The organism is Streptomyces yongxingensis, assembly GCF_055597465.1.
The window spans coordinates 6836828-6862477 of record NZ_CM145717.1; the positions used below are offsets into that span (position 1 = coordinate 6836828).

Genomic DNA, 25650 nt, shown 5'->3' on the forward strand with positions numbered 1-25650 from the left:
TCTCGGCCGGGACCATGGCCGCCTTCCCCCACCGCTGCGCCCCCGCTGGGCCTGCGCCCGGGCACCCTGGTGGCCGGGTACGTCCCGGCCGAGGGGGCGCCGGTGCCGCTGGCCACGGGGCGCGCACCGGTGCCGGGCGCGGACTTCGCCGTCGTGGACCCGCTGACCGGGCGATGGCTGCCGGACGGGGCGCCCGGGGAGATCTGGGTGCGCGGTCCCGCCGTCGCCACCGGGCACTGGGGCGGTCCGTCGGACACCGCGCCGCTGTTCGCCGCCCGCGTCGCCGAGGGTCCTGGCGGCTTCCTGCGCACCGGCGATCTCGGCCTTACGGTCAACGGCCGGCTCCGGATGGCCGGCCGGGTCCGCGACGCCCTCCTGGTGGACGGCCACACGCTGCATCCCCAGGACGTGGAGCGCGAACTGCTGGGCTGCGCGAAGGCGCTGGGGTCGGCCCGGGTGTTCTGCGCCGGGCCCGGCGCGGGCGCGCTGGTGGTCGTCCAGGAGGTGGTCCGTACGGCGGGCGGGGCGCGCACCGGGCTGCCCCGGCTGGCGGCCCGGATCCGCGCCCGGATCGCGGAGGAGTTCGGGGTCGAGACCGGCGCGCTGCTGCTGGTGCGCCCCGGCACCGTGCGCGGGGCGGGAACCGCCAAGGTACGGCGCGCCCTGCTGCGCGAGCGCTATCTGCGGGGTGAAGTGCGCGCCCTGCACGCCGAGTTCGGGCCGGGGATCGGTGAGCCCTGCCGGGGTGGTGCGGCGTGAAAGGGGGGCGCGCGGTCGCGTGCGCGCTACGGGATGGGCGTTCGACGGGCGTATTTGCCCGCGAATCGATGGAATGGCCGAGAGGGCGGGGGAATAATCGCCATGCGGGGTGAGGACGGGCGGGGAAAGCAGGGGGCGGCATGGTCAGGGTGCTGATCGCGGAAGACATGCATATGTTGCGCAAGGCACTGGTGGCCCTGCTGGAATTCGAACCGGATATCGACGTGGTGGCCGAATTCTCCAACGGCGCCGAAATCCTGCCGCGCGCCCGTGAACTCCGCCCGGACGTCGCCGTGCTCGACATCGATCTGCCGGGTGTGGACGGGCTCACCGCCGCGGCCGAATTGAGCACCGCCGTTCCCGAATGCCGCACCATGATGCTCACCAGCCTCGGCCGCCCCGGAAATCTGCGCCGGGCGCTGGCCGCCCGTGTCTCCGGTTTTCTGCTGAAGGACAGCAGCCCGGAGAAGCTGAGCGACGCCATCCGCGCCGTCGCCAAGGGCGAGCGGGTGATCGATCCGCAGCTCGCGCTGGCCGCCCTGGACGACGGCCCACAGCCGCTGACCCCACGGGAGCTGGAGGTCCTGCGGTTCGCCGCGAAGGGCGAGGACTCCGCGCAGATCGCGGCCAAGCTGTTCCTGTCGGTGGGCACGGTGCGCAACTATCTGACGTCCGCCGTGACCAAGCTGGACGCCCGCAACCGGGTGGACGCCATCCGGATCGCCCGCGAGGCGGGCTGGCTGTAACACGGCGCACGGCGTCCCCGCGCGCTCCTCACGCCGTTCAGGCCCCGCTACGCCGTCACGGTCGGCCCCGGGCCGTACTCCCGGCCGCTCCGCGGCGGCGCGTCCACGGACACATCCAGCTCGGCCCGTAACTCGAACCAGCCGTCCGACCGTACGCCCGCGCGCAGCCGCCCGCCGAGGTTCTCCACCCGCACCCGCAGGTTGCCGATGCCGCTGCCGCCGTCCGAGCTGTCGGCGCGCAGGATGGTGGACGGCCGGCCCACCCCGTCGTTGACGAGGGTCAGCGACACCCGGTGCCCGCTGCGCCGCGCCTCGACCGCGCAGTGGTCGGCCTTGCTGTGGCGCAGCACATTGGTCAGCCCCTCGCGCAACACGCTCGCCAGCACCGTGTCCACCAGCTCCGGCAGCGGTCCGCAGTCGATCTCGGCCGTGGCGCTGATGCCCGCCGCGGCCAGCATCGAACGGGCCGTCGCCGCCTCCGCCGACAGCGACATCTTGCGGTAGCCGCTGGCCACCTCCCGTACGTCGGCGAGGGCCTGACGGGAGGTCTGCAGGATCTCCGAGAGCTCCTGGTGGGCGCGGGAGTTCTGCCGGGGCACCAGCCGGTGCACCAGCTCGCATTTGAGGGTGATCGTGGACAGGCTGTAGCCCAGCAGATCGTGCACGTCCCGGGAGAACCGCAGCCGCTCCTGGGCGACCGCCAGCCGGGCCAGCTCCGCCCGGGACCGGGACACCTCGGCGACCAGCCCGGACAGCCGCGAGAGCCCGAAGACCACCAGCCCGGTCAGCGCGGTGGAGACCGTGGTGTACGCGACCTGACCCCAGCCGAAGCCCACCTGGAACAGCAGCACGTCCGTGCACAGCAGGATGGCCGCGAACGCCGGCCACGCCAGCGCCGGGACCAGCACCAGCAGCGAGGAGCCGGCCAGGAAGCCCGGCATGCCCAGCCAGGCGTGCTTGAAGACGGCGAAGGGGGCGAAGGTCAGCACCGCCTGGAGCGCCAGCGTCCAGCGCCGCGCACCGCTGAGCCGGGGCGCGAGGCCGGGGAAGGAGTGCAGCAGCTGGAGGCAGAGCAGCATGGTCATCGGCAGCAGCGCGAGACCGAGCATCGCCGCGTCGACCGACCTGCCCGAACGATTGCCGTCGACCACGTAGGTGACGGCCACGGCGAAGTACCCCACCAGCACGAGGACCGTGATGACCACGGCCAGACGCGGTGCCAGACCGTCCTGGTGGCGCGGTGGATGATTCCCGGCATCGTCGGGCAAGAGACTCCCCTGCACTCGTCCTCCGGATGGTCGGGCCGGATTGGGTGGCTTGCCCGAGAGTATCCGATCTTCACCGGGGGTGGAGAGGCCCTGTGGAAGGCTCATGGTGTACGCAGAGTTACTGGATATCACGGGGGATCACAGGAAAAACGGAATCGGGTTGAGGTCCGCGTAGGGCGTGGGCCCCGGCAGCCGGCCGAGCGCCACGGGGGCGTCGAAGAGCCGGCCGGGCGCGAACCGGGCCCAGTGCGGGCGCATTCCGGGCACCAGCACCTTGGCCACCGGCAGCCCCACATCCGGCCGGGTCTGGTCCAGCACCAGCAGTTCCATCCCGCGCCCGCGCACCAACTCCCTTACGGTGGCCGGCGCGCCGCCCTCCGGGAGCTCCGGGGGGCCGGATATCCCCGGGGGCGGTACGGCGGCCGGATCGGGGGCCAGATACGGGTGATCGGCGAGGGTCGCGGTACGGAACCAGCGCAGCGCCTCGGGCTCGGCGGCGCCGTAACCCCCGCCGTCGGCACGGGCCTCGACCACCGCCGGAAGCATCTGGTTCAGCTCGGCGAAGGCGTGGCACAGCGCGGTGTGCCGGTCGAAGTGGGCGCCGAAGCCGAAGGTGATGTCCTCGGCGGGCTTGTCGAGCCGCCGGGAGAGCGCGGCGACCACCGGGATGCCGAAGTCCGTGGTGAGGTCCAGGGCCCACACCTCGCGCCGCACGCCCCGGTGGGCGGCGCGCACTTCGGCCAGCCACGGGTCGTCGAAGGCGTCCAGGGCCACGGCGGGCTGACGGGTGCGGTTGTACCACCACAGGGCGACCGCGTCCCGCTCCACCAGCTCCAGGAAGCCCCGTACGACGGCGTCGGCGAGGGTGCCGCCCGCCGCCGCGCCGTTGGAGTCCGCCCGGCAGCAGCGGCGGCCCGGGGGCTGCGGGGCGCCGTAGTACAGCAGCGCGGTGGGCAGCAGCCGGTGGCGCTCGGCGGTGAGTGACCACACCGGGGTCCAGTCCAGCTCCGCGTCCTCGTCGAACGGATCTGGGACGCGGTGGCGCGCGGGGAGGGCGGGGTCCCGGAACTGGCGCGGGTCGAAGAGCTGGACGGTGTCCGGGTGCACCGCGTCGTCCGGGCACAGATCGCGGTAGCGGGCGCGCTGACGCGGCTCGTCGCCCTGGAAATGGCCGCTGTAGTGCTCCAGGGCCTCGCACAGCGCGCTCGCCCGCGCCTGTTCGGCCGTGCGGCCCTTACCGTGGGCGGCGGCCCGCAGCCCGGCCCTTACGGCGTCCAGGCCGCTGTGGGGGCCCGCTCCGGCGTACGAAGGGTGGCGGGCGTGGAAGCAGTTGAGGACGGCGGGGCCGCGCGGATCGCGCCGGATCTCGGTGACCAGCCCGGTGACGGGGTCCACCAGATGTCCGTAGCGCTCCATGATCCCGCGCGGAGAGGTGTCGGCAGCGGTATCGGTTCCGGTCCGTGGCTCCCGTGGCGAGGGCAGCGACAGGGGCGCCCGTATCCGGGCCGAGACCAGCGCCGGATCGCCGCAGCCGGCGCACTGCGGGCGGCGGGAGAGCGGATGGCGGTCCACGGTGGCGGTGAGGCTGTCCAGGGTGCGCAGCTCCCGCTGGCCCGGGTGCCGGTGCCCGGCCAGCCACTTGGCGGCCTCCAGGGCGGTGAGCTGGAGCGCGGCGGCGCGGCTCGCGGGCAGGGAGGCGGGTGGTCGCGGCACGGGTCCGGGGCGGCCGAGCCGGCGCTGGAGATACGCCTCGGCCTGCCGTCCGCGCCACAGCCGGTCGGCCAGACAGACCCAGCACGGATCGTCGGGGGCGCCGAGGAACGGGCCCAGCCACGCCTGGGTGCCCACCGGTTTGACGGGCAGCCAGCGACGGCCGGCGGCGCGGTGCGCGGCGTCCACGGCGGCGAGCCGGGGATCGAGGTAGTCATCGCACACCACAAGGGTGAGTTCTGCGGCGTCATGTTGACGGAAGGCGATTTGACATATCTCTCGGCGAGGGCTACTGGCCCCCGATGCCGTCGGATCGCCGTCCGCCGCCTCCGCGTTCACGGACCTCGGGTCCGCCGCCTCGCCCTCCACGGTCCTCAGCCCCGCGACGCGCAGCGCCCGGACCACCTCGTCCGGGTCGGTCGAGCCGAGGACCAGCGGGGCCACGGCGGGGCGGGCGGACGCGGGCGTGGGGGCCGGGGCGGAGCCGCCCGTGCCCAGCCCGGCCAGCTCCCAGTACGCCTCCTCGGGGGTCCAGTCGCGCTCCCGCTCGGAGACCAGCCCGGCCGCGCGGAGACGGGCGATGACGCGTTCGGCCTGCCCGGCCGGGACCGCTCCGGGCGGGCCCGCGGCGCGGCCGGGCGCGGCGGCCTCGGTGAGGATGTGGGCGAGGTCCCGCGACCCGTCGAGCAGCGGCGCCAGCGCGGCGATCGCCCGCCCGTGCAGCGCCGTGACCCCGTGCTCGGAAACGAGATAGACGGCCTCGCCCGGCACCGGCTCGACCCGCAGATGTGGTGTGAAGCCCAGTTCGCCGGTCATTGCCCGGTCATTCGGCGCCGACGGTGCAGATGCAGATGCCGGGTGCGGGCATGGGCCAGGCGGCGTCGGAGAGGTCCTCGATGACCAGGTCGTCGTCCTCGACGGGCGGACGAACGGCGGCGGCGGTCTTGGCGGTCCCGGCGGCGTTGGCGCGCTCGGTGATCTGGACGATCCCGGTGACCTCGGTGACCTCGGTGACCTCGGTGACCTCGGTGGCCTTGGCGGCCTCTGTGGCCTCGGTGACCTCAGTGACGTCGGTGACCCCGGTGACCTCGGTGTTCTCGGCGGGACGAGCCAGGGCGGCGGGGCTCGCGGGCTCATATGGGACGGGCGTATCGGTCATCGCGGACTCTCTCATCGCCGGGGGTGTGAATTTGTCATGGTGCGAGGCTCTGGAACTCATATCGAGCTCGTTACTCCGACACTGGCCGCACAGGCCGCCCACAAGCGAGGCTCTTAGATGCCTCGGTGGCAGGGCCGCGCGGCCAGGAGGCACTTGACGGACCGTTGACGGAGGTACACGACCATGGACATCAAGGTGTTGGGGCCGCTGAGCGTCGAGGCGTGCGGTCAGTCGATCGTGCCCAGCGCGGGCAAGCCGCGCCAGATCCTTGCACTGCTTTCCGTCTACGCCAACCAGATGCTCCCGGTGCCCACTCTTATGGAGGAAATCTGGGGCACGCAGATGCCGCGCAGCGCGCTCACCACTTTGCAGACCTACATCCTTCAGCTGCGCCGCAGGTTGGCCGCGGCCTATGGCCCACAGGCCCCGCAGGCTTCCAAGGACGTGCTCGCCACGCGGTACGGCGGATATGTGCTGGAGGCCCAGCCGGGCGCGGTGGACATCCATGAGTACGACCGGCTGGTGGCCGCGGGGCGGGACGCGCTGGACGCCGGGGACGATGTCCAGGCTTCCCTGCTGCTGCGCGAGGCGCTGGCCGTCTGGCGCGGTCCCGCGCTGGTGGATGTGAAGGTCGGGCCGGTCCTGGAGATCGAGTTGGCCCGCCTGGAGGAGAGCCGGCTCGGCGTCCTGGAGCGCCGAATCGAGGCCGATCTGCGGCTGGGCCGCCATGCCGAGCTGCTCACGGAGCTCACCGAGCTGACCGCCCGCCATCCGCTGCACGAGGGGCTGCACGCCCAGTGCATGGCCGCGCTCTACCGCGCGGGCCGCCCCTGGCAGGCGCTGGAGGTCTACCAGGGGCTGCGCGCCAGACTGGTGGAGGACCTCGGGCTGGAGCCGTCGCCGCGGCTGCAGAAGCTCCAGCAGGCGGTGCTCGCCTCCGATCCGGCGCTCGATCTGGACCTGGACGGCCACTGGCGCCGCCCGGTGCTCGATCTGTTCGCCGCATAGCCCCCGGCCGACGGCCCCCCAGCCCTCAGCCCTGGCCCTCGACTCCCCAGCCCGCAGCCGCCAGCCCCCCCGCAGAGCGGAGTCCCGAGATCCCCGACGTCCCTGATACCGCCCCGCCCCCGTCCGGAGTCCCGTAGGTCCCGTACCAGCCGTCCCCGTCCGGTGAACCATCCCCCCAAAGCGCCCGGCGCCGCCCTTCAGCCGGGCCTGCTACGGCTCCGCTGCCCGATCCCCCCGCGCGGGCAAGCGGAGCCGTAGCGCGTCCAGGGGCTGTCACAGGCGCCCGATGCCCGATGCCCATGGCCTGAAGCCCTGGCCCCTGAGCCCGACCAGCAGGAGGCGCGATGATGCGCGAGATCGACACCGATGTGTGCGTGGTCGGGGGCGGCCCGGCCGGTCTGGTGCTGGCGCTGCTGATGCTGCGGTCGGGGGCTCGGGTGACCGTGGTGGAGTGCGCCCGCGCGCATCAGCGCGTGGTCCGCGGCGAAATACTCCAGCCCGGCGCGATGGAGCTGTTGGACGCGCTCGATGTGCTCGCCGGCGCACGCGCCCGCGGCGCCCATGAGCACCACCGGTTCCTGGTGATCGAGGGCGAGCGGGTGCTGCTGGAGGCCGACTACCGGCTGCTTCCGGCCCCGTACGACCACCTGTTGAGCGTGCCGCGCCCCCATCTGCTGGACGAGCTCCTCGCCCGCTGCCGCCGCTCGCCCGGCTTCCGCTATCTGCCCGGGCGGCGGGCCGGGGCGCTGCTGCGGCGGGAGGGGCGGATCGGCGGGGTCATCGCCGAAGGCCCGCCGGGCCGCTGTGCCGTACGGGCCCGGGTCGTGGTCGGCGCGGACGGCCGGTTCTCGCGGATCCGGCGGCTGGCCGGCATCGGAGCGGGCCGCGCCGACGCGTTCGCCCAGGACGTGCTGTGGTGCACCCTCGTCGTGCCCCCGGGAGAGCCGCCGGTCCGCGATGTGCGGGTGTACCGCACCGGCGGCGGCCCGGTGCTGGTCTACGGCTCCTGGCCGAACCGGATCCAGATCGGCTGGACCCTGCCGCACCGGCGCTACGGCCATATCGCCGCTCTCGGCCTCGACCACGTCAAGGAGCGGCTGATGCGCGCCGTGCCGCGGTACGCCGCGCTGATCCGCGATCAGGTCCGCACCCCGGCCGACCTCGGTGTGCTCGACGTCTTCTCCGCACGTGCCGAGCGGTGGGTGGCCGACGGGCTGGTGCTGATCGGCGACGCCGCCCACACCCACAGCCCGATCGGCGCCCAGGGCATCAACCTCGCGGTGCAGGACGCGGTGGTGCTGCACCCCCTGCTGGCCCGCGCCCTGGCCGAGGGCGACACCAGCGCCGAGCGGCTGGCGGAGTTCGAGCGGCGGCGCGGGCCCGATATCGCGGCGGTGATGCGGATGCAGACGCTGCAGAGCCGGGCGATCCTCTCGCAGGGCGCGTTCACCACCCGGGTGCGCCCCCGCCTCGCGCGGGCGCTGCGCCGTACGCCGCTCTATCGCAAGATCCTCCAGCGCATGGCCTACGGCAACCCCTCGATCCGTATCGCCGACGCCGGGGTGTGCGGCCGTACCTGACCTCCCGAGCGCGATGGCTGGAAACCATTCCCACACCGGCTTCTCGCCACCCCGCCGTTGGCGTCATGCCCGGTACGGCCTAGGTTGAGGCCATGCACACTGTCGTGATCCTGGCGCTGGACCAGGTCATCGCCTTTGATCTGGCCACCCCGATCGAGGTGTTCACCCGCACCCGGCTGCCGGACGGCCGGGAGCCCTACCGGGTCCGGGTCTGTGCCCCCGCCCCCGCCGTCGACGCCGGGGTGTTCGCCCTCCAGGCTCCGTACGGGCTCGAGGCGCTCGCCGAGGCCGACACCATCGTGGTGCCCGGCCGCAGTGACCCCCTGCTCCCGCTCCCCGACGAGGTGGTCGAGGCGCTGCGGGACGCGGCCGGGCGGGGCACCCGTATCGCCTCGATCTGCTCCGGGGCCTTCGTCCTCGCCGCCACCGGGCTGCTCGACGGACTCCGCGCCACCACGCACTGGCTCGGCGGCGCGCTGCTCGCCGAGCTCCATCCGAAGATCCAGGTCGACCCGGATGTGCTCTATGTGGACAACGGCCAGTTCCTCACCTCGGCGGGGGCCGCGGCCGGGCTCGACCTGTGTCTGCACATCATCCGGCGCGACCATGGCTCCGCCGTGGCCGCCGACGCCGCCCGGCTGTCCGTGATGCCCCTGGAACGGGAGGGCGGACAGGCCCAGTTCATCGTCCACGACCAGCCGCCCGTGCCGCGCGGATCGCTGTTCGAACACCTGCTGCGGTGGATGGAGGACAACGCCGGACGGGACCTCACCCTCAACGAGATCGCCGCCCACGTCGGCATGAGCACCCGCACCCTCAACCGCCGCTTCCGGGAGCACACCGGGACCACCCCGCTGCAGTGGCTGCACCGCGCCCGGATCCGCCAGGCGCAGTATCTGCTGGAGGCCACCACCCACCCCGTCGAGCGCATCGCCGCACAGGTCGGGTTCGGCTCGCCCACCTCTTTCCGTGACCGCTTCAAGCGCGTCGTCGGCACCAGCCCGCACAGCTATCGCTCCGCCTTCCAGCGAAACGCCGGATAGCCGCCGAGCGAGGCCCCGGACGGGCTCGGGCACGGGTCGAGGCGGGCTCGAGTCATGGCGGCGACCATGGCCTTCTCAGTGGGAACGACCGCGAGGAGCGCCCATGTTGGACCTCGGCCTGGAGGGGCGCACGGTCCTGGTCACCGGGGCCACCGGGGCCATCGGCAGCGCCGCCGCACGCGCCTTCGCGGCGCAGGGCGCCCGGGTCGCGCTCGCCTTCCGGCACCGCCGCGAGGCCGCCGAGGCGCTGGCCGCCGAGCTGTCCGGACCGGACCGGGGCAGGGCCTTCGCCGTGCCGTACGCCCTGGACGACGCCGCGTCGCCGCGCTGGGTCGTGGCCGCCGTGCAGGAGCACTGGGGCGGGCTGGACGTGCTGGTGGCGGCCGCCCGGCTAAGGGGCGCGCGGCGCGAGCCGCACGCCCGGTTCGAGGACGTCCCGGAGGAGCACTGGCGGCCGCTGGTCGCCGACGCCTTCGCGCCCGCGATCCGCACCGTCCAGTGGGCCGTGGCCGGGATGCGGAAGCGCGGCTGGGGCCGGATCGCGCTGGTGAGCCCGGCGCACGCGCCGGACGGCGGCCCGGCTGGGGAGTTCCACGAGGTCGCGCGGGCCGGGCTGCGGGGTCTGGTCCGCGGTCTGGTGGGCGAGGTGGGCGGGGATGGAGTGCTGATCAACGCCGTGTGCCCCGGGCCCACCCCACCCGATCGGCCGCCGACTGACCCCGAGGGCCCCACCGCCCTCGGGGGCCCCATGACCCCCGAGGGACCCACGAGCACCCCCGAGGACATCGCCCGCGCTCTCGTCTTCCTGTGCTCGGCGGCCAACGGCGCGATCACCGGCGAGACGCTGACGCTCGCGGGGCGCCGCTGAGCCCGCCGAGGGGTGCGAGGGGTCGGCTCGGTGTCATGTCCATCGGCCGGACGGGTCGGTCCGGCCGGCTCGACCTCTGCGGGAGGTGACCGTGCGCGTCCTGTTCACGACCTGGGCCTCGGGTGCCCATCTCGTCCCCATGGTGCCGCTGGCCCGCGCCCTGCTCGAGGCCGGGCACCAGGTGCGGGTCGCGGTGCCGTCGGAGTGTGCGGCGGCCGTCGCCCGCACCGGCCTGGTGCCGGTGCAGATCGGCGCCCTGCCCATGGCGGTGGTCAGGGCGCCGGACGCGGCGCGCCGCCCGCGCGGCATCTGGCCCACGGACTGGCCGGTGCGGCCCGCCGCGCTCACCCCGGAGCAGCACGGCGTGCTGCGCGCGTGCGGCGACCGGCAGGTGCGGATCGCCGAGGCGATGGCCCAGGGCCTGGTGGCGTTCGCCCGCTGCTGGCAGCCGGAACTGGTGGTGCACGACGCGGGCGCGTACGCGGGCACGGTGGCCGCGGGGGCGCTTGGGGTGCCCGCGGTCGGCCAGCTCTGGGGGAGCGCGGCCGTCCTGCGGCTGGACCGGCAGCGGCTGGAAGGCCCGCCGCTGCCCGGCTACGCCCGGCTGATGCGGCGCTACGGCGCCGACCCGGCGCGCGAGCCCGACCTGTGGCTCGACCCCTGCCCGCCGAGCCTCGCACTGCCCTCGCGGGCGCGGCGGCTGCCGGTGCGCTTCCTGCCGCACGACGGGACGTCGCCGGATGAGACGCCGTCGCCGTACGAGGCCCGCCGCGCCGGGGCGCACCCCGGGCGCCACGAGCACCTGGGGCACCCCGGGCGCCACGCCGCCGCGTCGAGCGGGCGCCGCGGGCCCGGCGGCGGCCCCAGGCGCTCCGGGCCGGTGCGGGTGTGCGCGGCGTGGGACGACGCCGGCGGCCCGCCGGACGCCGTACGGGCCGCACTGTGGGCCGCCGAGGCACGGGGCGTGGAGGTCGTCCGGGTCGGAAGCGCCGCCGAGGGGCGGCCGCCCGCCGGGCCGCTGCACCGGGTGCTGCCGGGCTGCCGGGCCCTGCTCCACCAGGGCGGGGGCACGGCGGTGCTGGCCGCCGCCATGGCCGGGGTGCCGCAGCTGGTCGTCGCGCCCCGCCTGGAGCACCAGCTCAACGGGGAGCGGCTGGCCCGGGCGGGCGCCGGGATGTATCTGCCCGCCGACGCCCTCGACACCACCCGGCCCGGGGCGCGGGCGGCGGGCGCCCGGCTGGCCCTGGATCTGTTCGCGCTGCTGGAGCAGCCCTCGTACGCGGCGGCGGCGCACGCCCTGCGCCGGGAGGCGCTCGCGATGCCCGGCCCGGACAAGGCGGTGAAGGCGGTCACCCGGCTCGCGGGCCCGGCGGTGTGAGTTCGCCGTCACGCGCGACCCGTGTCACCGGGCCACGCGAAAGGCCCCTCACCGGAGTGAGGGGCCTTTCACTGTCTGTGCGCCGCCAGGGACTCGAACCCCGGACCCGCTGATTAAGAGTCAGCTGCTCTAACCAACTGAGCTAGCGGCGCCTGCTGACGTAGGAGACCTTAGCACCCGGACGCCACGGAGCGAAAATCGATAAGTTTCAGCCCGGAAAGGCGGCGGGTGCGCTGGTCACAGCCGTGCTTACAAGATCACCACCGGCGGCGCGGGCCGCCCTCACACACGCCCACAGCAGCACCTCGGGGCCGGGCAGCCAGGGGCTGCGGACATCGGGCGCGACCAGCCAGCGCGGCGACGGCATCGGGGCGGACTCCCGGGTTCCGGACTCCGGGGCCCGGGACTCCCGGGCGCCGGGCTCGCCGGCGCCGGACTCCGGGGCGTCGCGCTCCAGGGGCGCCGCCTCCTGTGGGCCGGGGTCCGGCGGGAACAGCGGCGGCACGGTCACCGCGTCGCCCCGGCCGTAGCAGAGCAGCGGGGGAGCGGCCGCGCCCCACTCCTCCCAGCCGAGCAGCGCGGGCAGCCGCTGGGCGGTCCCCGGGGTGGCGAAGAGCATGACCCGGCCGCCCTGGGCCGCGACCGGCCCGGTGCCGGGGCCGTCGGTCCATAACCGGCTCACCACCCGGCGGCCGAAGAGCGCGTCCATGCTGATCACGTCGAACGCCGTGCCGCACGGCAGCGTCACCGGGGCCGTCGGGGCCGCGGCCCACAGGGCCTGCACACCGCGTGGGGAGGCGCTGGCCGAGGCGAGCCAGTCCGCGCCCGCCGGGGTGACGAAGGCGGCGGTGTGAAGTGAGTCCTGCGGCGATCTGCTCATGTTTCCACCTTTACCGTCAGCGATGACGGTGTAGAGAGATGAGACGAAACCGGGACATCGGATGGCGGTATCGGGTACCTTCCGCCCGCATATGCCCCGGGCTCACGCCAGCCGTCAGTCCAGCACCTCGCCGCCCCGCATCAGCTCACGACCGAACTCGACCATCTTCTTGGCGTAGTCCTCGGTCCACTCGGCACGCTCGGCGATCACGGCGGGGGTCAGCCGATCGAACCGCCGCGGGTCGGCGAGCTGCGCGGCCGCCATCGCCTGGAACTCCATGGCCCGGTCCGTCGCGGCGCGGAACGCCAGCACCAGCTCCGTCGAGCGGGACAGCAGCTCACGCGGGTCTTCGATCGACTCCAGGTCGAAGAAGTGCGCCTCGTCCGACGCGGCGGCGGCCGGTTCGAAGAGCAGGGGCGCGGGTTTCAGCCGCCGGGGCGCGGAGCCGTGCCGGCCGTGAGCCGAATCCGGCTCGGGCATGTGATCTCTCCTCCTGGCTCGTGAGACACGTACGGTTCGCGGGTCTTGCCGTCTCCATTGTCGCGCGTAGGGCAAGGGCGTCCCCGCCGTACGCCGCCGACCTGGGGTCTCTCCCCACCCCACCGCCCCCTGAACCATGGCCGCACCTCACACCCCGGTGACGCACCGTACGGCCACCGGAGCGCGCCGCCCTTACGGGCGCCGGGAACGCGCCCTTACGGTCCTCGGCGACACGCTCTCACGCCCGCCCGAGACACGCCCTCACGCCCTTACGGTCGCCATGCCACCCGGTGCTCGGACAGGTGCGCCAGCACCGCGTGATTGGCCTCCCAGCCATCAGGGAACTTCACCGTGACGCCCAGTTGCACCGGCTCAGTGGAGGGGTGCTCGTCCAGCAGCTCGGCCACCCCCGCCCGGCACACCACCACACACGCCTGCCGGTGCCGCGACGCCAGCACGCACAGTCGCCCCGTCTCCAGGTGGAAGGCCGTGGCGTCCGGCCGCCCCGACAGCGGGTGCAGCACGACCGTGACATCGAACTCACGCCCTTGGAGGCGATTGGCGGTGTCGACGGTGACGCCGGAGATCCCGAGGCCCGCCAGCGCCGCCCGGACCGCCGCCGCCTGGTCCCGGTGCGCCGTGCCCACCGCGATCCGGTCCGCCGCGACCGGCTGCGGCTCGTCGGACCGCTCGCTGACCGCCACCGCGCCCCGGTCCAGCAGCCGCCGCACCACCTGGGCCACGGCCGCCACCGCCTCCGGGTCGGTGCGCGGGGTGCGCCGGGCGGGCAGCTCCAGCAGCCCCCAGCCGGACGCGGCGGCCTCGTCCAGCACCCGGTCAGGGCCCGAACCGTCGGAGGCCACCCCGAAGCTCAGCCGCCGCTCGCCGTGGCCGGTGCCGCTGCGGAACGGCGTGTACGGGTAGAACGCGTGCGAGACCAGCGGCGCGGCCGAGGCGGGCAGCCGCCAGGACACCGGCAGCCGGTGCTGCGGAAGCCGTGGATTGTGGGCGAGCAGGGTGGTGACCGCGCTCGCCGACGGGTCGTACGACAGCCCCGCCCACTGGTCGGCGCCCACCACGCTGAACGGGTCCAGCTGCCCCGGGTCGCCCACGAACAGCGCCCGCTCGAACAGCCCGGCGACCGCCAGCAGCGCGTCGGAGCGCATCTGGTACGCCTCGTCCACGATCGCGTGCCGCCACGGCTCGACGTTTTTGATGTGCGCCCACTTCGCGGCCGTGGACACGACGATGCCGAGCCCGGCGAGGTCGGCGATCTTCGCGGAGGTGCGGACCGACGCATGACCGTCGAGCACCGGGTCGTACGGATGCGGATCGCTGCTGTGCAGCCGCCCCACCGGGAGATCGGGGTCCGCCGTGGCCAGCCGGTCCACCAGATCGTCCACCTGGGCGTTGGTCTGCGCGACCACCATCAGCGGCCGCCCGGCGGCGGCCAGCTCCCGCGCCGCCCGCACCACCAGCGTCGACTTGCCCGCGCCGGGCGGGGAGTCGACGACGACGCCGCGGTCCGCCCCGTGCAGGGTGTCGTGCAGGATCGCCTCGGTGGCGCGCGCCGCGGCGGCCGACGGGTCGAACGGCTCGCCCGCGCGGGCACGGCCCGGGTGGGCCGCGGCGGCGGCCGGGTCCGCGCCGATCACAGATAGTCCTCCTCGGTCATCGGGTCGGGCTGGGGTCCCTGGGCCGGGGCGGCGGCGTCCGGCGGGCCGCCGTGGGTCCATGGGGTGCTCTCCGGGTCGGGCAGCTCGGGGCCGCCGCGCGGGGCGTGCTCGAACAGCGTCCAGCACACCCGGTCGCCCTTCTCGGGCACCGTGCCCGGCTCGGGCTGCTTGCCCCGGCCCATCCCGCCGGTCAGCCGCACCACCAGCGCACGGGCCGGGCCCTCCACGGCATCGGCCTCGTCGGACCCGTCGGCACCGTCCATGTCCGCGAGGCCGGCGAACTCCCCGCTCTGCGCCCTGCCGTCGTCCGTGACCCGGTGCAGCTTGACCCGCTCGGCCAGGTGCGGACGGTCCTCGGTGCGGATCGTGACCAGCGGGCGCGGACGCGGCACCTTCGCGTCCGACCAGGCCATCTCCACATCGATCACCTCGCCCGCGAACGCCTCGCCGGCCAGTCGCCGCCCCGCCATGACCAGCGGATCGTCCAGCGCCTCATGGGCGTCCAGCTGGGCCTGCGCGGTCTCGCGCGCGGCGAGCTTCTGCGCCGCCGTCACCGCGTCGTCCAGCTTGGGCTGCGGTGGCTCCCCGGCCCGGACCCGGTCCCGGTGGCCGGTGTAGGACCAGCGGTCCCGCTTCCAGCGGTCGGCCACCCGCGCGCCCTCCGGGAGGGCGCGCAGCAGATCCACCCCGCGCCACAGCGCGTCCCAGGTGGGCCGGAGCTGTGACGCGATCAGCCCGCGCAGCTGCGCCTCGGCGAGCCGCAGCCGCGCCTCGCCCCCGGCCACGCCCTGTGACGCCTCGGCACGCGCCGCGTCGTAGCGGGACATCGCCGGGGCCAGCAGCTTGTTGTCGAAGGCGGGGTCGGTGGCCGGGCCGGCGGGCGGGCAGCGCAGCAGGCCGTCCTCGTCCCGCTCCGACTCCGCCCGCAGCGCCGCCTCCGCACCCGGCACGCCCTCCGGGGGGTCGATCCAGGCCAGCAGCGAGCCCAGGTGCTGATCCTCCAGATTGCTCTGCCCGGTCGCCCAGTGACGGCTCAGCAGCTCGGTGAGCGACAGCAGCAGACAGGAGCCGGGCACCCGCGCCCGCTCCCCGTAGTGGGTCAGCCAGCGCCCCAGCAGCGGTACCCGGGCGGGCGCCGGGAAGGGGGTCTCCGGGTCCTGCTCGGCGGTCCGCCGGAACCGCATCGACCGGCCCAGCAGCCGGACGAACGCCACGCCCGCGGCGCTGGGCACCAGCAGCTGCGGCGCGTCCTGACAGAGCTCGACCTGGACCGGCACCTTCTTACCGGTCTCCGGATCGGTCTCCTTGCGCTCCTCCAGCTCGACCTCGTCCGCGTACGAGTCCAGATACGGCTGGATCTCCTCCGCGAGCTCGGCGAGGAACGCGAACCGCAGGTCGCGGTCGCGCGGCTGGGCCACGATCAGCAGCCGCGGCGCGTCCCGGTCGGTGCCCACCAGCGCCCCGAGCGGCGCCCCCGCCTCACCGGCGGTGGTGAGCGGGACGAACGCCAGTGGACGCTCCGACAGATGGCGGTGGCGCACGGTGGTCAGGGGCTGCGCCCGCCCCTCGCGGACCGCCTCCATCCGGGCCAGGGTGGTGATCAGCGACATGCCACCGCCTCGGGGCGGGAGGCGAGCGCCTCGGCGCGCAGGGCCGCCGCGCGGCGCAGGGCGTCCACGGCGGGGTCACCGGTGGGGGCCTCGTCGGCGGGGCCTTCCATGGCGGCCGTAAGGACGGCGTCCACGGTGGTGAGCCCGCCCAGCTCGCCCCGGACGCCACGGCCCAGCGCCTCGACCTGTCCCGCCGCGCGGGACCGCGTCCGGCAGTGGGCGGCCAGCTCGCACGTGGACAGGCACTCCGGGGCGTACGCCGCGTCCACCGCGTCCACGGCGGCCGTGAGCTCCTCGACCGGCCGGGTCGGGACCCGGCCGTGGTCGGTGAGCCGGAGGTCGAAGGTGGTGCCCTCGGGGAGGGCGGCGGCGATCTCCTCGATCCGGGTCAGCCGGTCCAGCTGCCGCCGGGTGACCGCCAGCTGCTTGCGCACATCGACCAGTTCGGCGGTCGGCAGGTTGGAGAAGTCCTTGGGGCAGACGAGCAGCACCTGATGCCGCACCCGGGCCGGGGGTGCCGAGGCCGTCTCCGTCGCGTCTCCGCCGCCTTCCTCCGGCTCGCCGATCATCGACGCCACCCGCTCCAGCGCCAGCGTGTAGACCGCCGACTGCCGGGCGGCCGCGCCCACCTTGGCCGGGTCGGCGGAGCCGTCCACCATCGGGAAGGACTTGATCTCGACAACCGTCCACGACCCGTCGGGGTGCACCACGACCGCGTCCGGCTCCAGGAAGGCGGGCGAGCCCGCGACGTCCAGGCTCACCATCGGATGGTCCAGCAGCGCCCAGCGCCCCGCCTCCGTGGCCTCCCGCAGCGCGAGCGCCGTACGGGCCGTGCGGCCCTGCGGTCCGGGCGCGGTCAGATCGGGGGTCGCGACGGCGCCGGGGCCGGGCGGCTCCGAGCCGTCGCGCAGCCGCTCGTGCAGCAGTCGCACCAGGTCCGCGCCGCCGTCGGCCTTGACCCGGGCCTCGAAGGAGTTGCCGCGCTGATGCGCGAACTGCGACTGCCCGAAGTTCGCGGGAGCCCCCAGGGCCTGCGCCAGCGCGCCCTTGTCGACCCCGGCCCCGTCCAGCAGCGCGCGGCGGCGGCAGCCCGGGTTGGCGGCCAGCGCCGCCAGCGCTCGGGCGTCCATCGGACGGGGAGCGGTGGCCGGGCCGCGCAGCTCAGCGAGCCGCTGCCGGAGCCCCGTCGCCTGCCGCGGGGGCCGCGCCGCCCGTGGCCGTGGCGCCTCGGCCGCCGGTACCGGCACCGGCTCCCCGGCCGCCGTCGTCCGCGGCACCGTCGGTGCGTTGCCTGTCCGCGCCCCTGCCCTGCTGTCGGGGGATCCGTTCCCGTTCACGCGCCGAAGTCTCGCACTTGTCACCGACATTCGCGGGCACACCCGCGTTTCGGGGGGCGACGGGGGCCTCCTGGGCCGGGCGCAGGCGGGTGCGCAGGGCGTCCGTGAGCCGCAGCGCCGGGCTCGCCAGCAGCGCCCCGAGCCCCATGGTGGCGGCTCCGGCGGCGGCGTCCAGGAAGTAGTGGTTGGCGGTGCCCATCACCACGAGCGTGATCGCCAGCGGATAGGCGACCGCGACGACCTTGGTCCACACCGAGCGTCCGTGCCGCCACAGGGCGAGGCCGCACCACAGCGCCCACCCCACATGGAGGCTGGGCATCGCCGCGTACTGGTTGGTCAGCCCGCCGAGCCCGCGCGGTGCGCTGGCGTCGCCGCCCCACCAGCCGTACGAGCCGTACTGCGCCATGGTGTCCACGAAGCCGTGGCTCGCGTCCAGGAGCCGCGGCGGGCACGTCGGCAGCAGCGTGAAGCCGATGAGCCCGATGACCGTGGAGACCAGCAGCCAGGTGCGGAGAAAGCGGTAGTCCGACGCCTTACGGCGCTTCCACAGCCACATCAGGATGGCCGGGGTGAGGACGTAGTGCAGCGAGGCGTAGGCGAAGTCCGCCGGTATGCCTATGAGCGCGTTGGCCGTGAAGAGGTCGTTCAGCGGCGACTCGAAGTCGATGTTCAGCCGCTGTTCGAAATGGAGGATCGCCAGACCGTGATCGACGGCGGTGGACACATCGCCGCGGGCCAGGAGCCGACCGGCCGAGTACGCGGCGTACACCACCGCTATGAGCGGCAGTTCGGTCCACCAACGGGGCCGACTGCCCTGTGCTGCTCCGGCACGGGGCACGGTGTGGGGCATTCGGACGCTCTCCAAAGTTCAGGCGGCCAGAAAAAGGCGCGCGGTCAACCGTACGGTGTAGGCGAAGCGACCCACGCACCGCCCCCGTCCGCGTGCGCGCCCACTGTCGGAACCCCCTGGCGGGCTCGCGCGCAGCCTGGAAGACGCCAGGAGTGACCCGGAGGTTGCCTGTCGATCACGTGCGCGATGATGGAGGGATGGCGATCGGCCATGTGCCGGTCCCGTGATGTGCACGAAACCGCAGGCAGCGACGTGTAACGGCGCACGGCGGCGCGGCGGTGCGGATCCGGTGAAAGAAGGCACTACCCCATGGCCCCACGCATCCTCCTGGCCCGGCACGGACAGACGCGGTGGTCGCTGACCGGGAAGCACACCGGCCGTACGGACATCCCGCTGCTGGACGAGGGGCGGCGCGGCGCCGAACTGCTCGGCGAGCGGCTGCACCACGGCCCCTGGGCGGGCCTCCCCGAGGCCGAGGTGCGCACCAGCCCCCTGGCGCGGGCGAAGGAGACCTGCGCGCTGGCGGGCTTCGGCGACCGGGCGCGGGAGTGGGACGCGCTCCTGGAGTGGGACTACGGCGCGTACGAGGGGATGACCCCCGCCGAGATCAAGGCCACCCGGCCGGACTGGCTCATCTGGCGCGACGGGGTGCCCGAGGGCGAGTCGATCGCCTCGATCGCGGCGCGGGCCGACGAGGTCGTGGAGTGGGCGCGCTCGGCCGACCGCGATGTGCTGGTCTTCGCGCACGGCCACATCCTGCGGACGCTGGGCGCCCGTTGGCTCGGCCATGACGCCTCCTTCGCCGCCCGTATCCGGCTCGATCCCACGTCCCTGTCGGTGCTCGGCTGGGCGTACGGCGAGCCCGCCATCGAGCGCTGGAACGACACCGGCCACCTCGACTGAACCGGTCACTGAACCGGTCACTGACCCGGCCATTCCGACGGAGGGGCCGAACCGGCGTCAGACCGGACTGGTGCGGCCGGACGGCTCGGGGCGCGCGGCCGCCTCGGGGCGGGCGGCGGCCGCCTCATAGCGGGCGAGGAAGTCCGCGACCGCCGCATCGCGACCGTAAGGACGCAGTATCCGGGCCGTGTCGTCGAGCATCCGGCGGATCCGCGACGACTTCACCTGGTCCAGCAGGCCGAGCGCCCGGCCGGCCGGGGCGGCGGCCGCGTCCGGCGCGCCGCCCGCCACCAGATCGCTCGCCAGCTCCGTGGTGAAGAGCGCGATATTGCGGGTGAAGTGGGGGTTCTGGAGGGCCACCGCGCGCCGCGCGTGCTCCACGGCGCGCTTCCAGTCGCCGAGCGCGGACCAGCACTGCGCCTCCAGCCCCTCCAGTTCGGCCTCTCCGAAGAAGCTCATCCACTCGGGGTCGGCGTCGCAGGGCCCGCGCCCGAACAGCGTCCGGGCGCGCAGCAGCGCCCGCTCACAGCCGCCCCGGTCGGTCAGCCAGGCGAGCCCCCCGGCCTCGCGCAGCGCGAGCAGCGACAGCAGCCGTGGCGAGGCGAGCCGCTCGGCGACCCGCTGTGCCGCCTGCGCCGCCCTTACGGCCTCGCGGGGGTGTCCGGCGTCGCGGGCGAGGAAGGCGGTGTTGCAGAACGCGTGCGCCTCCAGGGCGGCGTCGCCGGAGACCCGCGCGGTGGCCAGGGCCTCGGCGTAGTGGGACCGCGCGTCGGACAGCCGCCCGGAGTCATGGGCCAGCCAGCCCACCGAGATGGCCAGTTCGCCCGCGCCAGCGAAGAGCCGCTCGGCGATCGAGCGGCTGTAGCCGCCCGCGTCGAGCAGGGCGTAGGCGGCGCTCAGCGGTTTGGCGGTGTGTGCGTAGAGGGGGTCGGCGCCGTGCCGGTCGTCCAGCACCCGGATCCGCCGTACGGCCTCCTCCACGGCGGCGGCCTCGGCCTCGCCCACCCGGCGCCCCACCCGCCGGGGCGGCGTCCCGGCCCGGGGCGCGGCGGCCACGGCGGCGGCCGCCGCCCCACCGGCCATGAACGAGCGGCGCAGCAGTTCGCTCTCCTCGAAGACGTCGACGGTCCCCTTGCCCTGGAGCTCGCAGGGCCCGGGGCGCGGGCCGGGCACGGGGACGGGAGGCCCCGCGGGGCCGCGCGCCTGGTGGCCGCGCACCGACTCACGGGAGGCGAAGCCGAGGTCCGTAAGGGTGCGACCGGGGAACATATGGCGGAAGACCCGCTCGTACGCGTAGTTGGGGCAGCGGATCGCCCCCGACTCGACACGGCCGATATAGCGGGCGTCGCAGGAGACCTGCTCGCCGATCTCACGGGCGGCGCGGCGCACGGACGCCGCGAACTCGGAGGGCGAGAGCTGTCCGCGCAACCGGCGGAACGCGGTGTTCGGCCGGGGCGGCGGGGGCTCTGGAAGCGGCGTCATCTGAGCCTCTCCCTTGGTGATGCCAGGTGGGCGGGGGAGAACCGTACCGGCCGTGAGATCCACGACACTCGGAGATTTCCGGCAAAGGTGATATCTCGCCCACGATCTGCCATGAACTGCCATCCTTTACGGCGGCATTCGGCCGTAGCCGTTGACACCGCCGCGCGTTGAACCAGGTGCTACCCGATGAAGAGGGAGGCCGGAGTGGATACCAGCCGCTCACGGACGACTGCCCAGCACCCCCAGCGCCAGGACTGCGATCTCGTCACCGTGCCCGCCCGCCAGGGGCTGGAGGCGGTGGACATCCTGCGTCGTGCGTGCGACGGCCTCGGCCCCGTCCTGCATGACAACGCCTGCGACACCCTGGGTTTCCTGGTCCCGCCCGGCACGGCGGACGGCTGGGACCTGCCGGGCTCGGCGTGCACCCAGACATCCGGGCGTGGGATCCGGATAAATATCGGCTCCGGCACCGGCGCCCCCGCCGCGGCCGGAGACACCCGAACCGAAGACTCCGCATCCGGAGATCCCGCATCCGGAGACTCCGCATCCGGAGACAGCGAATCCGGAGCCGCCGGGAACGAGGCCCCGCCGGGCATCGGCACCGGCTGGCTGGTGCCGCCCGACGCGGCCTACACGGTCGCCACCGACCCCGCCGAGCTCCGGGCGGCGCTCGGTGAGGCGGCCCGCACGATCGAGGCCGTCGACCGCTGCCAGTGAGCCCGGGGGCTGTCAGTGGCCGGCCCCATACTGGGACACATGGCGAAAGGCACGAACAAGCGAGCCGCGCGCGGGCGCGGAGCGGCGCGGGGGCGCGGCCCCGAGCCGGTCACCGCATCCGTCGACGGGGGGCTCGCCGAGCTCGTGCCGGACCGGGACCGGCCGCGCGGCTGGACGCTGCTGCTCGACGGCAAGCCGCAGTCGCATGTGGACCTCGACGACCCCGCGTATCTCGACTTCGAGTACCAGCGCAGATTCGGCCATGTCGCCGATCTCGCCGCCCCTCCCGGCCGCCCGCTGCACGCGGTCCATCTGGGCGGCGGCGCCTTCACCCTCGCCCGCTATATAGCGGCCACCCGCCCCCGCTCCACCCAGCAGATCATCGAGATCGACGCCCCGCTCGTCCAGTTCGTCCGGCGTGAGCTGCCGCTGGACCCCGGTGACCGGATACGGGTGCGCGGCGCCGACGCCCGGGCGGGGCTCGCCAAGGTGCCCGACGGCTGGGCGGATCTGATCATCGCGGATGTCTTCAGCGGGGCCCGCACGCCCGCCCATCTCACCAGCGCGGAGTTCCTCGCCGAGGTGCGCCGCGCCCTGCGCCCGGACGGGTGCTACGCCGCGAATCTCGCCGACGGTCCGCCGCTGGCCCATCTGAAGGCCCAGATCGCCACCGCCCGCGCCGCGTTCGCCGAGGTGTGTCTGACCGCCGACCCCGCCCTGCTGCGCGGTCGCCGCTTCGGCAACGCCGTGCTGCTGGCCGCCGACCGCGAGCTGCCGCTGGCCGAGCTCACCCGCCGCGCCGCGGGCGATCCGCACCCCGCCCGGGTCGAACACGGCCGCGCGCTCGCGGACTTCACCGGTGGCGCGGCGCCGGTCACCGACGCGACCGCCGCCCCTTCCCCGGCCCCGCCGCCCGCCGTCTTCGCCTGACCGGAGACCGGCACGGCCGCAGCGGATCGGCGGACGTCGGCCGCGGTTCGAAAGACGCCCTGGCCTGCTCCCCACCCCGCCCCTCCCCGAAACTGGGGCTCCGCCCCAGACCCCGGACCGGGGCTCCGCCCCAGACCCCTAGGGGCGTCCGTCTGAGTCCCCGGGCGGGGGGCTTCGCCTCTGACCCCGGGCAGGGGTTCCGTCCCGGACCCCGGGCCGGGGTTCAACCTCAGCCCCGGGGGGGCGTCCGTCTCAGTCCCCGGGCGGGGGCTCCGTCCCAGTCCCCGGGCGGGGGTTCCGCCTCAGACCCACGGGTGGGGCTCCACCCCAGACCCCGGGCCGGGGCTTCGCCCCTTCCCGCGGCATCCGTATGCGCGGCTTCGCCGCAGGGCCGGGGGCCAGGGGCGGAGTCCCTGGTATCGGGAAGGGGCGGGGAGGGGAAAGCTCCGCCGGACACCCCCTAGTGCTCGTCGATGCGGACCTGGGGCGGGCCGTCGTGCCAGGTGCAGAAGATCGTGGTGGTGTCGGCCCCGGAGACGAAGTCCACCCGGATCCACTCGCTCTGCTTCCACACCTGCATCTGCCATCCGCCGTCCGGTGTCGCCGAGACCAGATCCGCCGACGCCGCCCGGATGTCGAAGACCGCCCGGCCGCCCTTGGCCGGATAGCTGCGCACCTCCCCGCTCTCCTCCGGCCGGGCCGACTCCCGCCGGGGCGGCGTCTGCGTCGGCTTCCGGGTGCGCCCGGCCGAACCGGACTCCTTGTCCTCGTCCCCGCCGTCCCCCGCGTCCCTTCCGGGAGGCGAGGGCGAGGGCGAGGACGGCGCGGACGGTGAAGTGGCCGAGGGCGAGGGCGGTTTGGGCCGATGCGTCGAGGAGGACCAGGCCCCGTTCGCCGCCCCGGAGCCGTCCGTGATCGGCAGCGCGCGCGGCGGGTCATAGGCCGTACCGGTCAGCACCGTCCGCACGCCGTACCACGACAGCGTGACCGCGGCGCCGGTCGCCAGCACCCAGGCCAGACATTGGACCAGACCTCTTTGCATCTTCCTCATCTTGCCTCACCCGAATGGCGTACGGTGCCGCTCATGGCAAGTGTGCTTGTGGTCGAGGACGACCAGTTCGTGCGCTCAGCCCTCATACGGCAGTTGACCGAGGCGTCCCATACCGTGCGCAGCGTCGGCACCGCCCTGGAGGCGTTGCGCGAGGTGGCACAGATCGGATTCGACGTCGTCATCCTGGACCTCGGCCTGCCCGATCTGGACGGGGCGGAGGCGCTCAAGATGCTGCGCGGCATCACCGATGTGCCGGTCATCGTGGCCACCGCCCGTGACGACGAGGGCGAGATCGTCCGGCTGCTCAACGACGGCGCCGACGACTACCTGGTCAAACCGTTCTCCGTGGCCCATCTCTCCGCCCGGATGACCGCCGTGCTGCGCCGTGCGCGCGGGGGCGGGGCGGGCGAGCCGGGCGGCACGGCGGCGGCGCCGACGGTGCTCCGGGTCGGCGGGCTGGCCGTCGATCCGCTGCGCCGCCAGGCCCAGTTGGACGGGACGACGCTCGATCTGACCCGGCGGGAATTCGACCTGCTGGCCTATCTCGCCGGGCGGCCAGGCGTCGTGGTGCCGCGCCGGGAGCTCCTCGCCGAGGTCTGGCGGCAGGCGTACGGGGACGACCAGACCATCGACGTCCATCTGTCCTGGCTGCGCCGCAAGCTGGGCGAGACGGCAGCCCGGCCGCGCTATCTCCACACCCTGCGCGGGGTCGGCGTCAAACTGGAGCCCCCGGCGGAGCACACGTGAGATGGGCCCTGGTCAAGGTCTGTCTGGCGGTCACGGCGATGGTCGTGGTCGCCTTCGCCGTACCGCTCGGACTCGTCGTCAAGGAGCTGGCCCGGGACCGGGCGTTCGCCGACGCCGAGCGGCAGGCCGCCACCATCGGCCCGGCGCTCGCCATCACCACCGAGCGGGCGCGGCTCCAGCGCGCGGTCGCCAGCACCCAGGCGGGCGGGGACGGCCGGATGGCGGTGCACGTCCCCGATGAGCCGGGGGAGCGGGGGAGCGGCTACGACCTGGGCAAGAGCCGGGCGCCCAAGGGCGAGCTGGCCACCGCGCGGCGGCTCGGCCGCGCCTCGGTGTCCGACGCACCCGGGGGCTACGCGCTGCTCCAGCCGACCGCGCTGAGCACCGGTCAGGTCGCGGTCGTGGAGGTGTATGTCCCGCGGGGCGTGGTCACCAGCGGGGTGACCACGTCCTGGCTGGTGCTCGCGGGCGTCGGCCTCGCGCTGATCGTCGGCGCGGTGGCCATCGCCGACCGGCTCGGCACCCGGCTGGTGCGCCCCGCGGGGCGGCTCGCCGAGGCCGCCCACGACCTGGGCCGGGGCGAGCTCGGGGTGCGCGTCCCGGAGGACGGCCCGGCCGAACTCCGGGCGGCCGCCGCCGCGTTCAACTCCATGGCCGACCAGGTCGTCCAGCTCCTGGCCGGCGAGCGCGAGCTGGCCGCCGACCTCTCCCACCGGCTCCGCACCCCGCTCACCGTGCTGCGCCTCAACGCCGCCTCGCTGGGTGAGGGACCGGCGGCCGACCAGACCCGCGCCGCCGTCGCCCAGTTGGAGGGCGAGGTCGACCAGATCATCCGCACCGCGCGCCAGCAGAAGACCCACACCCCCTCCGGCTGTGACGCCTCCGAGGTGATCCGGGACCGGATGGAGTTCTGGTCCGCGCTCGCCGAGGACGAGGACCGTACGGTGCGACTGGCCGGGGTCGACCGCACCGTAAGGGTGCCGGTCGCCCGTCCCGAACTGGGCGCCGCGCTGGACGCCCTGCTCGGCAATGTCTTCCGGCACACGCCCGAGGGCACGGCGCTCGCGGTGGACGTGCACAACGGCGAGGACAGCGTGATCATCCTGGTCTCCGACGCGGGCCCCGGCATCGCCGACCCCGACGCGGCGCTCCGCCGGGGCCACGGCGACGGCGGCCCCGGCTCGACCGGCCTCGGCCTGGACATCGTGCGCCGGGTCGCGGAGTCCACGGGCGGCGATCTGCGGATCGGGCGGTCCGTGCTGGGCGGCACCGAGGTACGGGTGTGGCTCTCGCTGAACGGCGCCGGCTCCGCCGACCCGGGGCAGCGGCGGCGCGGCCGTAAGAAGAGGACCCGGGGCCGCGGCAGGCCCAAGGAGCCCGCGGAGCATTAATCGCCGCCGATGGGTTCCTTAAGACAGCCATAAGATCCGTGGCCCGTGCACGGATCCTGCCGTTTGTCCGACTTCCC

The 25650-nt window shown here is 74.6% G+C and carries 23 protein-coding genes and 1 tRNA gene; 12 read left to right on the forward strand and 12 right to left on the reverse strand.

Annotated elements, in window-relative coordinates:
* The first annotated feature begins 102 nt into the window (after positions 1-102).
* Complete coding sequence (locus ACZ6TD_RS29615) at positions 103-759, forward strand: AMP-binding protein (protein ID WP_471343069.1); 657 nt, start codon at positions 103-105, stop codon at positions 757-759.
* A 140-nt stretch (positions 760-899) separates the two neighbouring features.
* Complete coding sequence (locus tag ACZ6TD_RS29620) at positions 900-1505, forward strand: response regulator transcription factor (protein ID WP_471343070.1); 606 nt, start codon at positions 900-902, stop codon at positions 1503-1505.
* A 47-nt stretch (positions 1506-1552) separates the two neighbouring features.
* On the opposite strand, the gene ACZ6TD_RS29625 is transcribed toward ACZ6TD_RS29620, so the two are convergent.
* From ACZ6TD_RS29625 to ACZ6TD_RS29635, 3 genes are all read right to left on the reverse strand, one after another.
* Positions 1553-2773, reverse strand: coding sequence for a sensor histidine kinase (locus ACZ6TD_RS29625; protein ID WP_471343072.1), 1221 nt, complete (start codon positions 2771-2773; stop codon positions 1553-1555).
* Between the two features lie 138 nt (positions 2774-2911).
* Positions 2912-5299, reverse strand: coding sequence for a TOMM precursor leader peptide-binding protein (locus tag ACZ6TD_RS29630; RefSeq protein ID WP_471343073.1), 2388 nt, complete (start codon positions 5297-5299; stop codon positions 2912-2914).
* Positions 5300-5306: 7 nt separating this feature from the next.
* Positions 5307-5642, reverse strand: a complete 336-nt coding sequence (locus ACZ6TD_RS29635) for a hypothetical protein (protein WP_471343074.1) — start codon at positions 5640-5642, stop codon at positions 5307-5309.
* Between the two features lie 183 nt (positions 5643-5825).
* Here ACZ6TD_RS29635 and ACZ6TD_RS29640 point away from each other — a divergent pair, with 183 nt between their 5' ends.
* The 5 genes from ACZ6TD_RS29640 to ACZ6TD_RS29660 all read left to right on the forward strand — a co-directional run bounded on the left by ACZ6TD_RS29640 (position 5826) and on the right by ACZ6TD_RS29660 (position 11519).
* Positions 5826-6650, forward strand: a complete 825-nt coding sequence (locus ACZ6TD_RS29640; protein WP_037953152.1) for an AfsR/SARP family transcriptional regulator — start codon at positions 5826-5828, stop codon at positions 6648-6650.
* A gap of 344 nt (positions 6651-6994) precedes the next feature.
* On the forward strand, positions 6995-8230 hold the full coding sequence (locus tag ACZ6TD_RS29645) for an FAD-dependent monooxygenase (protein ID WP_471343076.1): 1236 nt from the start codon (positions 6995-6997) through the stop codon (positions 8228-8230).
* Between the two features lie 92 nt (positions 8231-8322).
* Positions 8323-9273 carry a GlxA family transcriptional regulator gene (locus tag ACZ6TD_RS29650; RefSeq protein WP_471343077.1) on the forward strand — a complete coding sequence of 317 codons (951 nt, stop codon included), beginning with the start codon at positions 8323-8325 and terminating at the stop codon, positions 9271-9273.
* A gap of 103 nt (positions 9274-9376) precedes the next feature.
* Complete coding sequence (locus ACZ6TD_RS29655) at positions 9377-10141, forward strand: SDR family NAD(P)-dependent oxidoreductase (RefSeq protein ID WP_471343078.1); 765 nt, start codon at positions 9377-9379, stop codon at positions 10139-10141.
* Positions 10142-10232: 91 nt separating this feature from the next.
* Entirely contained in the window at positions 10233-11519 is a 1287-nt protein-coding gene (locus tag ACZ6TD_RS29660; protein ID WP_471343079.1) for a nucleotide disphospho-sugar-binding domain-containing protein, read from the forward strand.
* Between the two features lie 78 nt (positions 11520-11597).
* On the opposite strand, the gene ACZ6TD_RS29665 is transcribed toward ACZ6TD_RS29660, so the two are convergent.
* From ACZ6TD_RS29665 to ACZ6TD_RS29695, 7 genes are all read right to left on the reverse strand, one after another.
* A tRNA-Lys gene (locus ACZ6TD_RS29665) sits at positions 11598-11671 on the reverse strand.
* A gap of 56 nt (positions 11672-11727) precedes the next feature.
* Entirely contained in the window at positions 11728-12399 is a 672-nt protein-coding gene (locus ACZ6TD_RS29670) for a bifunctional DNA primase/polymerase (RefSeq protein ID WP_471343080.1), read from the reverse strand.
* Between the two features lie 114 nt (positions 12400-12513).
* Positions 12514-12879, reverse strand: coding sequence for a hypothetical protein (locus tag ACZ6TD_RS29675; protein WP_020871076.1), 366 nt, complete (start codon positions 12877-12879; stop codon positions 12514-12516).
* Between the two features lie 269 nt (positions 12880-13148).
* Positions 13149-14531, reverse strand: coding sequence for an AAA family ATPase (locus tag ACZ6TD_RS29680; RefSeq protein WP_471358147.1), 1383 nt, complete (start codon positions 14529-14531; stop codon positions 13149-13151).
* Entirely contained in the window at positions 14531-16165 is a 1635-nt protein-coding gene (locus ACZ6TD_RS29685) for a hypothetical protein (RefSeq protein ID WP_471343081.1), read from the reverse strand. Before ACZ6TD_RS29685 ends, ACZ6TD_RS29680 begins: the two co-directional genes overlap by 1 nt.
* Complete coding sequence (locus tag ACZ6TD_RS29690; RefSeq protein WP_471343083.1) at positions 16156-17295, reverse strand: hypothetical protein; 1140 nt, start codon at positions 17293-17295, stop codon at positions 16156-16158. The genes ACZ6TD_RS29685 and ACZ6TD_RS29690 overlap by 10 nt, the downstream gene beginning before the upstream one ends.
* 31 nt (positions 17296-17326) lie before the next feature.
* Positions 17327-18352: a phosphatase PAP2 family protein gene (locus ACZ6TD_RS29695; protein WP_471343085.1), complete on the reverse strand. Its 1026-nt coding sequence runs from the start codon at positions 18350-18352 to the stop codon at positions 17327-17329.
* Positions 18353-18661: 309 nt separating this feature from the next.
* On the opposite strand from ACZ6TD_RS29695, the gene ACZ6TD_RS29700 reads away from it, so the two are divergent.
* Positions 18662-19255 (forward strand): histidine phosphatase family protein, encoded by a 594-nt coding sequence (locus ACZ6TD_RS29700; RefSeq protein ID WP_471343087.1) that lies wholly within the window; start codon positions 18662-18664, stop codon positions 19253-19255.
* 57 nt (positions 19256-19312) lie between these two features.
* Here the strand turns inward: ACZ6TD_RS29700 and ACZ6TD_RS29705 are convergent, their stop codons facing one another.
* A complete protein-coding gene (locus ACZ6TD_RS29705; RefSeq protein ID WP_471343089.1) occupies positions 19313-20737 on the reverse strand; it encodes a tetratricopeptide repeat protein in 1425 nt (474 codons plus the stop codon).
* Positions 20738-20923: 186 nt separating this feature from the next.
* On the opposite strand from ACZ6TD_RS29705, the gene ACZ6TD_RS29710 reads away from it, so the two are divergent.
* Both ACZ6TD_RS29710 and ACZ6TD_RS29715 read left to right on the forward strand, forming a co-directional pair.
* On the forward strand, positions 20924-21454 hold the full coding sequence (locus tag ACZ6TD_RS29710) for a hypothetical protein (RefSeq protein ID WP_471343092.1): 531 nt from the start codon (positions 20924-20926) through the stop codon (positions 21452-21454).
* Between the two features lie 39 nt (positions 21455-21493).
* The gene (locus ACZ6TD_RS29715; RefSeq protein ID WP_471343093.1) at positions 21494-22384 is read left to right on the forward strand and encodes a spermidine synthase; all 891 of its coding nucleotides are present in this window, start codon (positions 21494-21496) and stop codon (positions 22382-22384) included.
* A 460-nt stretch (positions 22385-22844) separates the two neighbouring features.
* On the opposite strand, the gene ACZ6TD_RS29720 is transcribed toward ACZ6TD_RS29715, so the two are convergent.
* The gene (locus tag ACZ6TD_RS29720) at positions 22845-23426 is read right to left on the reverse strand and encodes a hypothetical protein (RefSeq protein WP_471343096.1); all 582 of its coding nucleotides are present in this window, start codon (positions 23424-23426) and stop codon (positions 22845-22847) included.
* A gap of 42 nt (positions 23427-23468) precedes the next feature.
* On the opposite strand from ACZ6TD_RS29720, the gene ACZ6TD_RS29725 reads away from it, so the two are divergent.
* Positions 23469-24182 carry a response regulator transcription factor gene (locus tag ACZ6TD_RS29725; RefSeq protein WP_471343098.1) on the forward strand — a complete coding sequence of 238 codons (714 nt, stop codon included), beginning with the start codon at positions 23469-23471 and terminating at the stop codon, positions 24180-24182.
* Entirely contained in the window at positions 24179-25573 is a 1395-nt protein-coding gene (locus ACZ6TD_RS29730; RefSeq protein ID WP_471343100.1) for a sensor histidine kinase, read from the forward strand. Before ACZ6TD_RS29725 ends, ACZ6TD_RS29730 begins: the two co-directional genes overlap by 4 nt.
* Positions 25574-25650 lie beyond the last annotated feature (77 nt).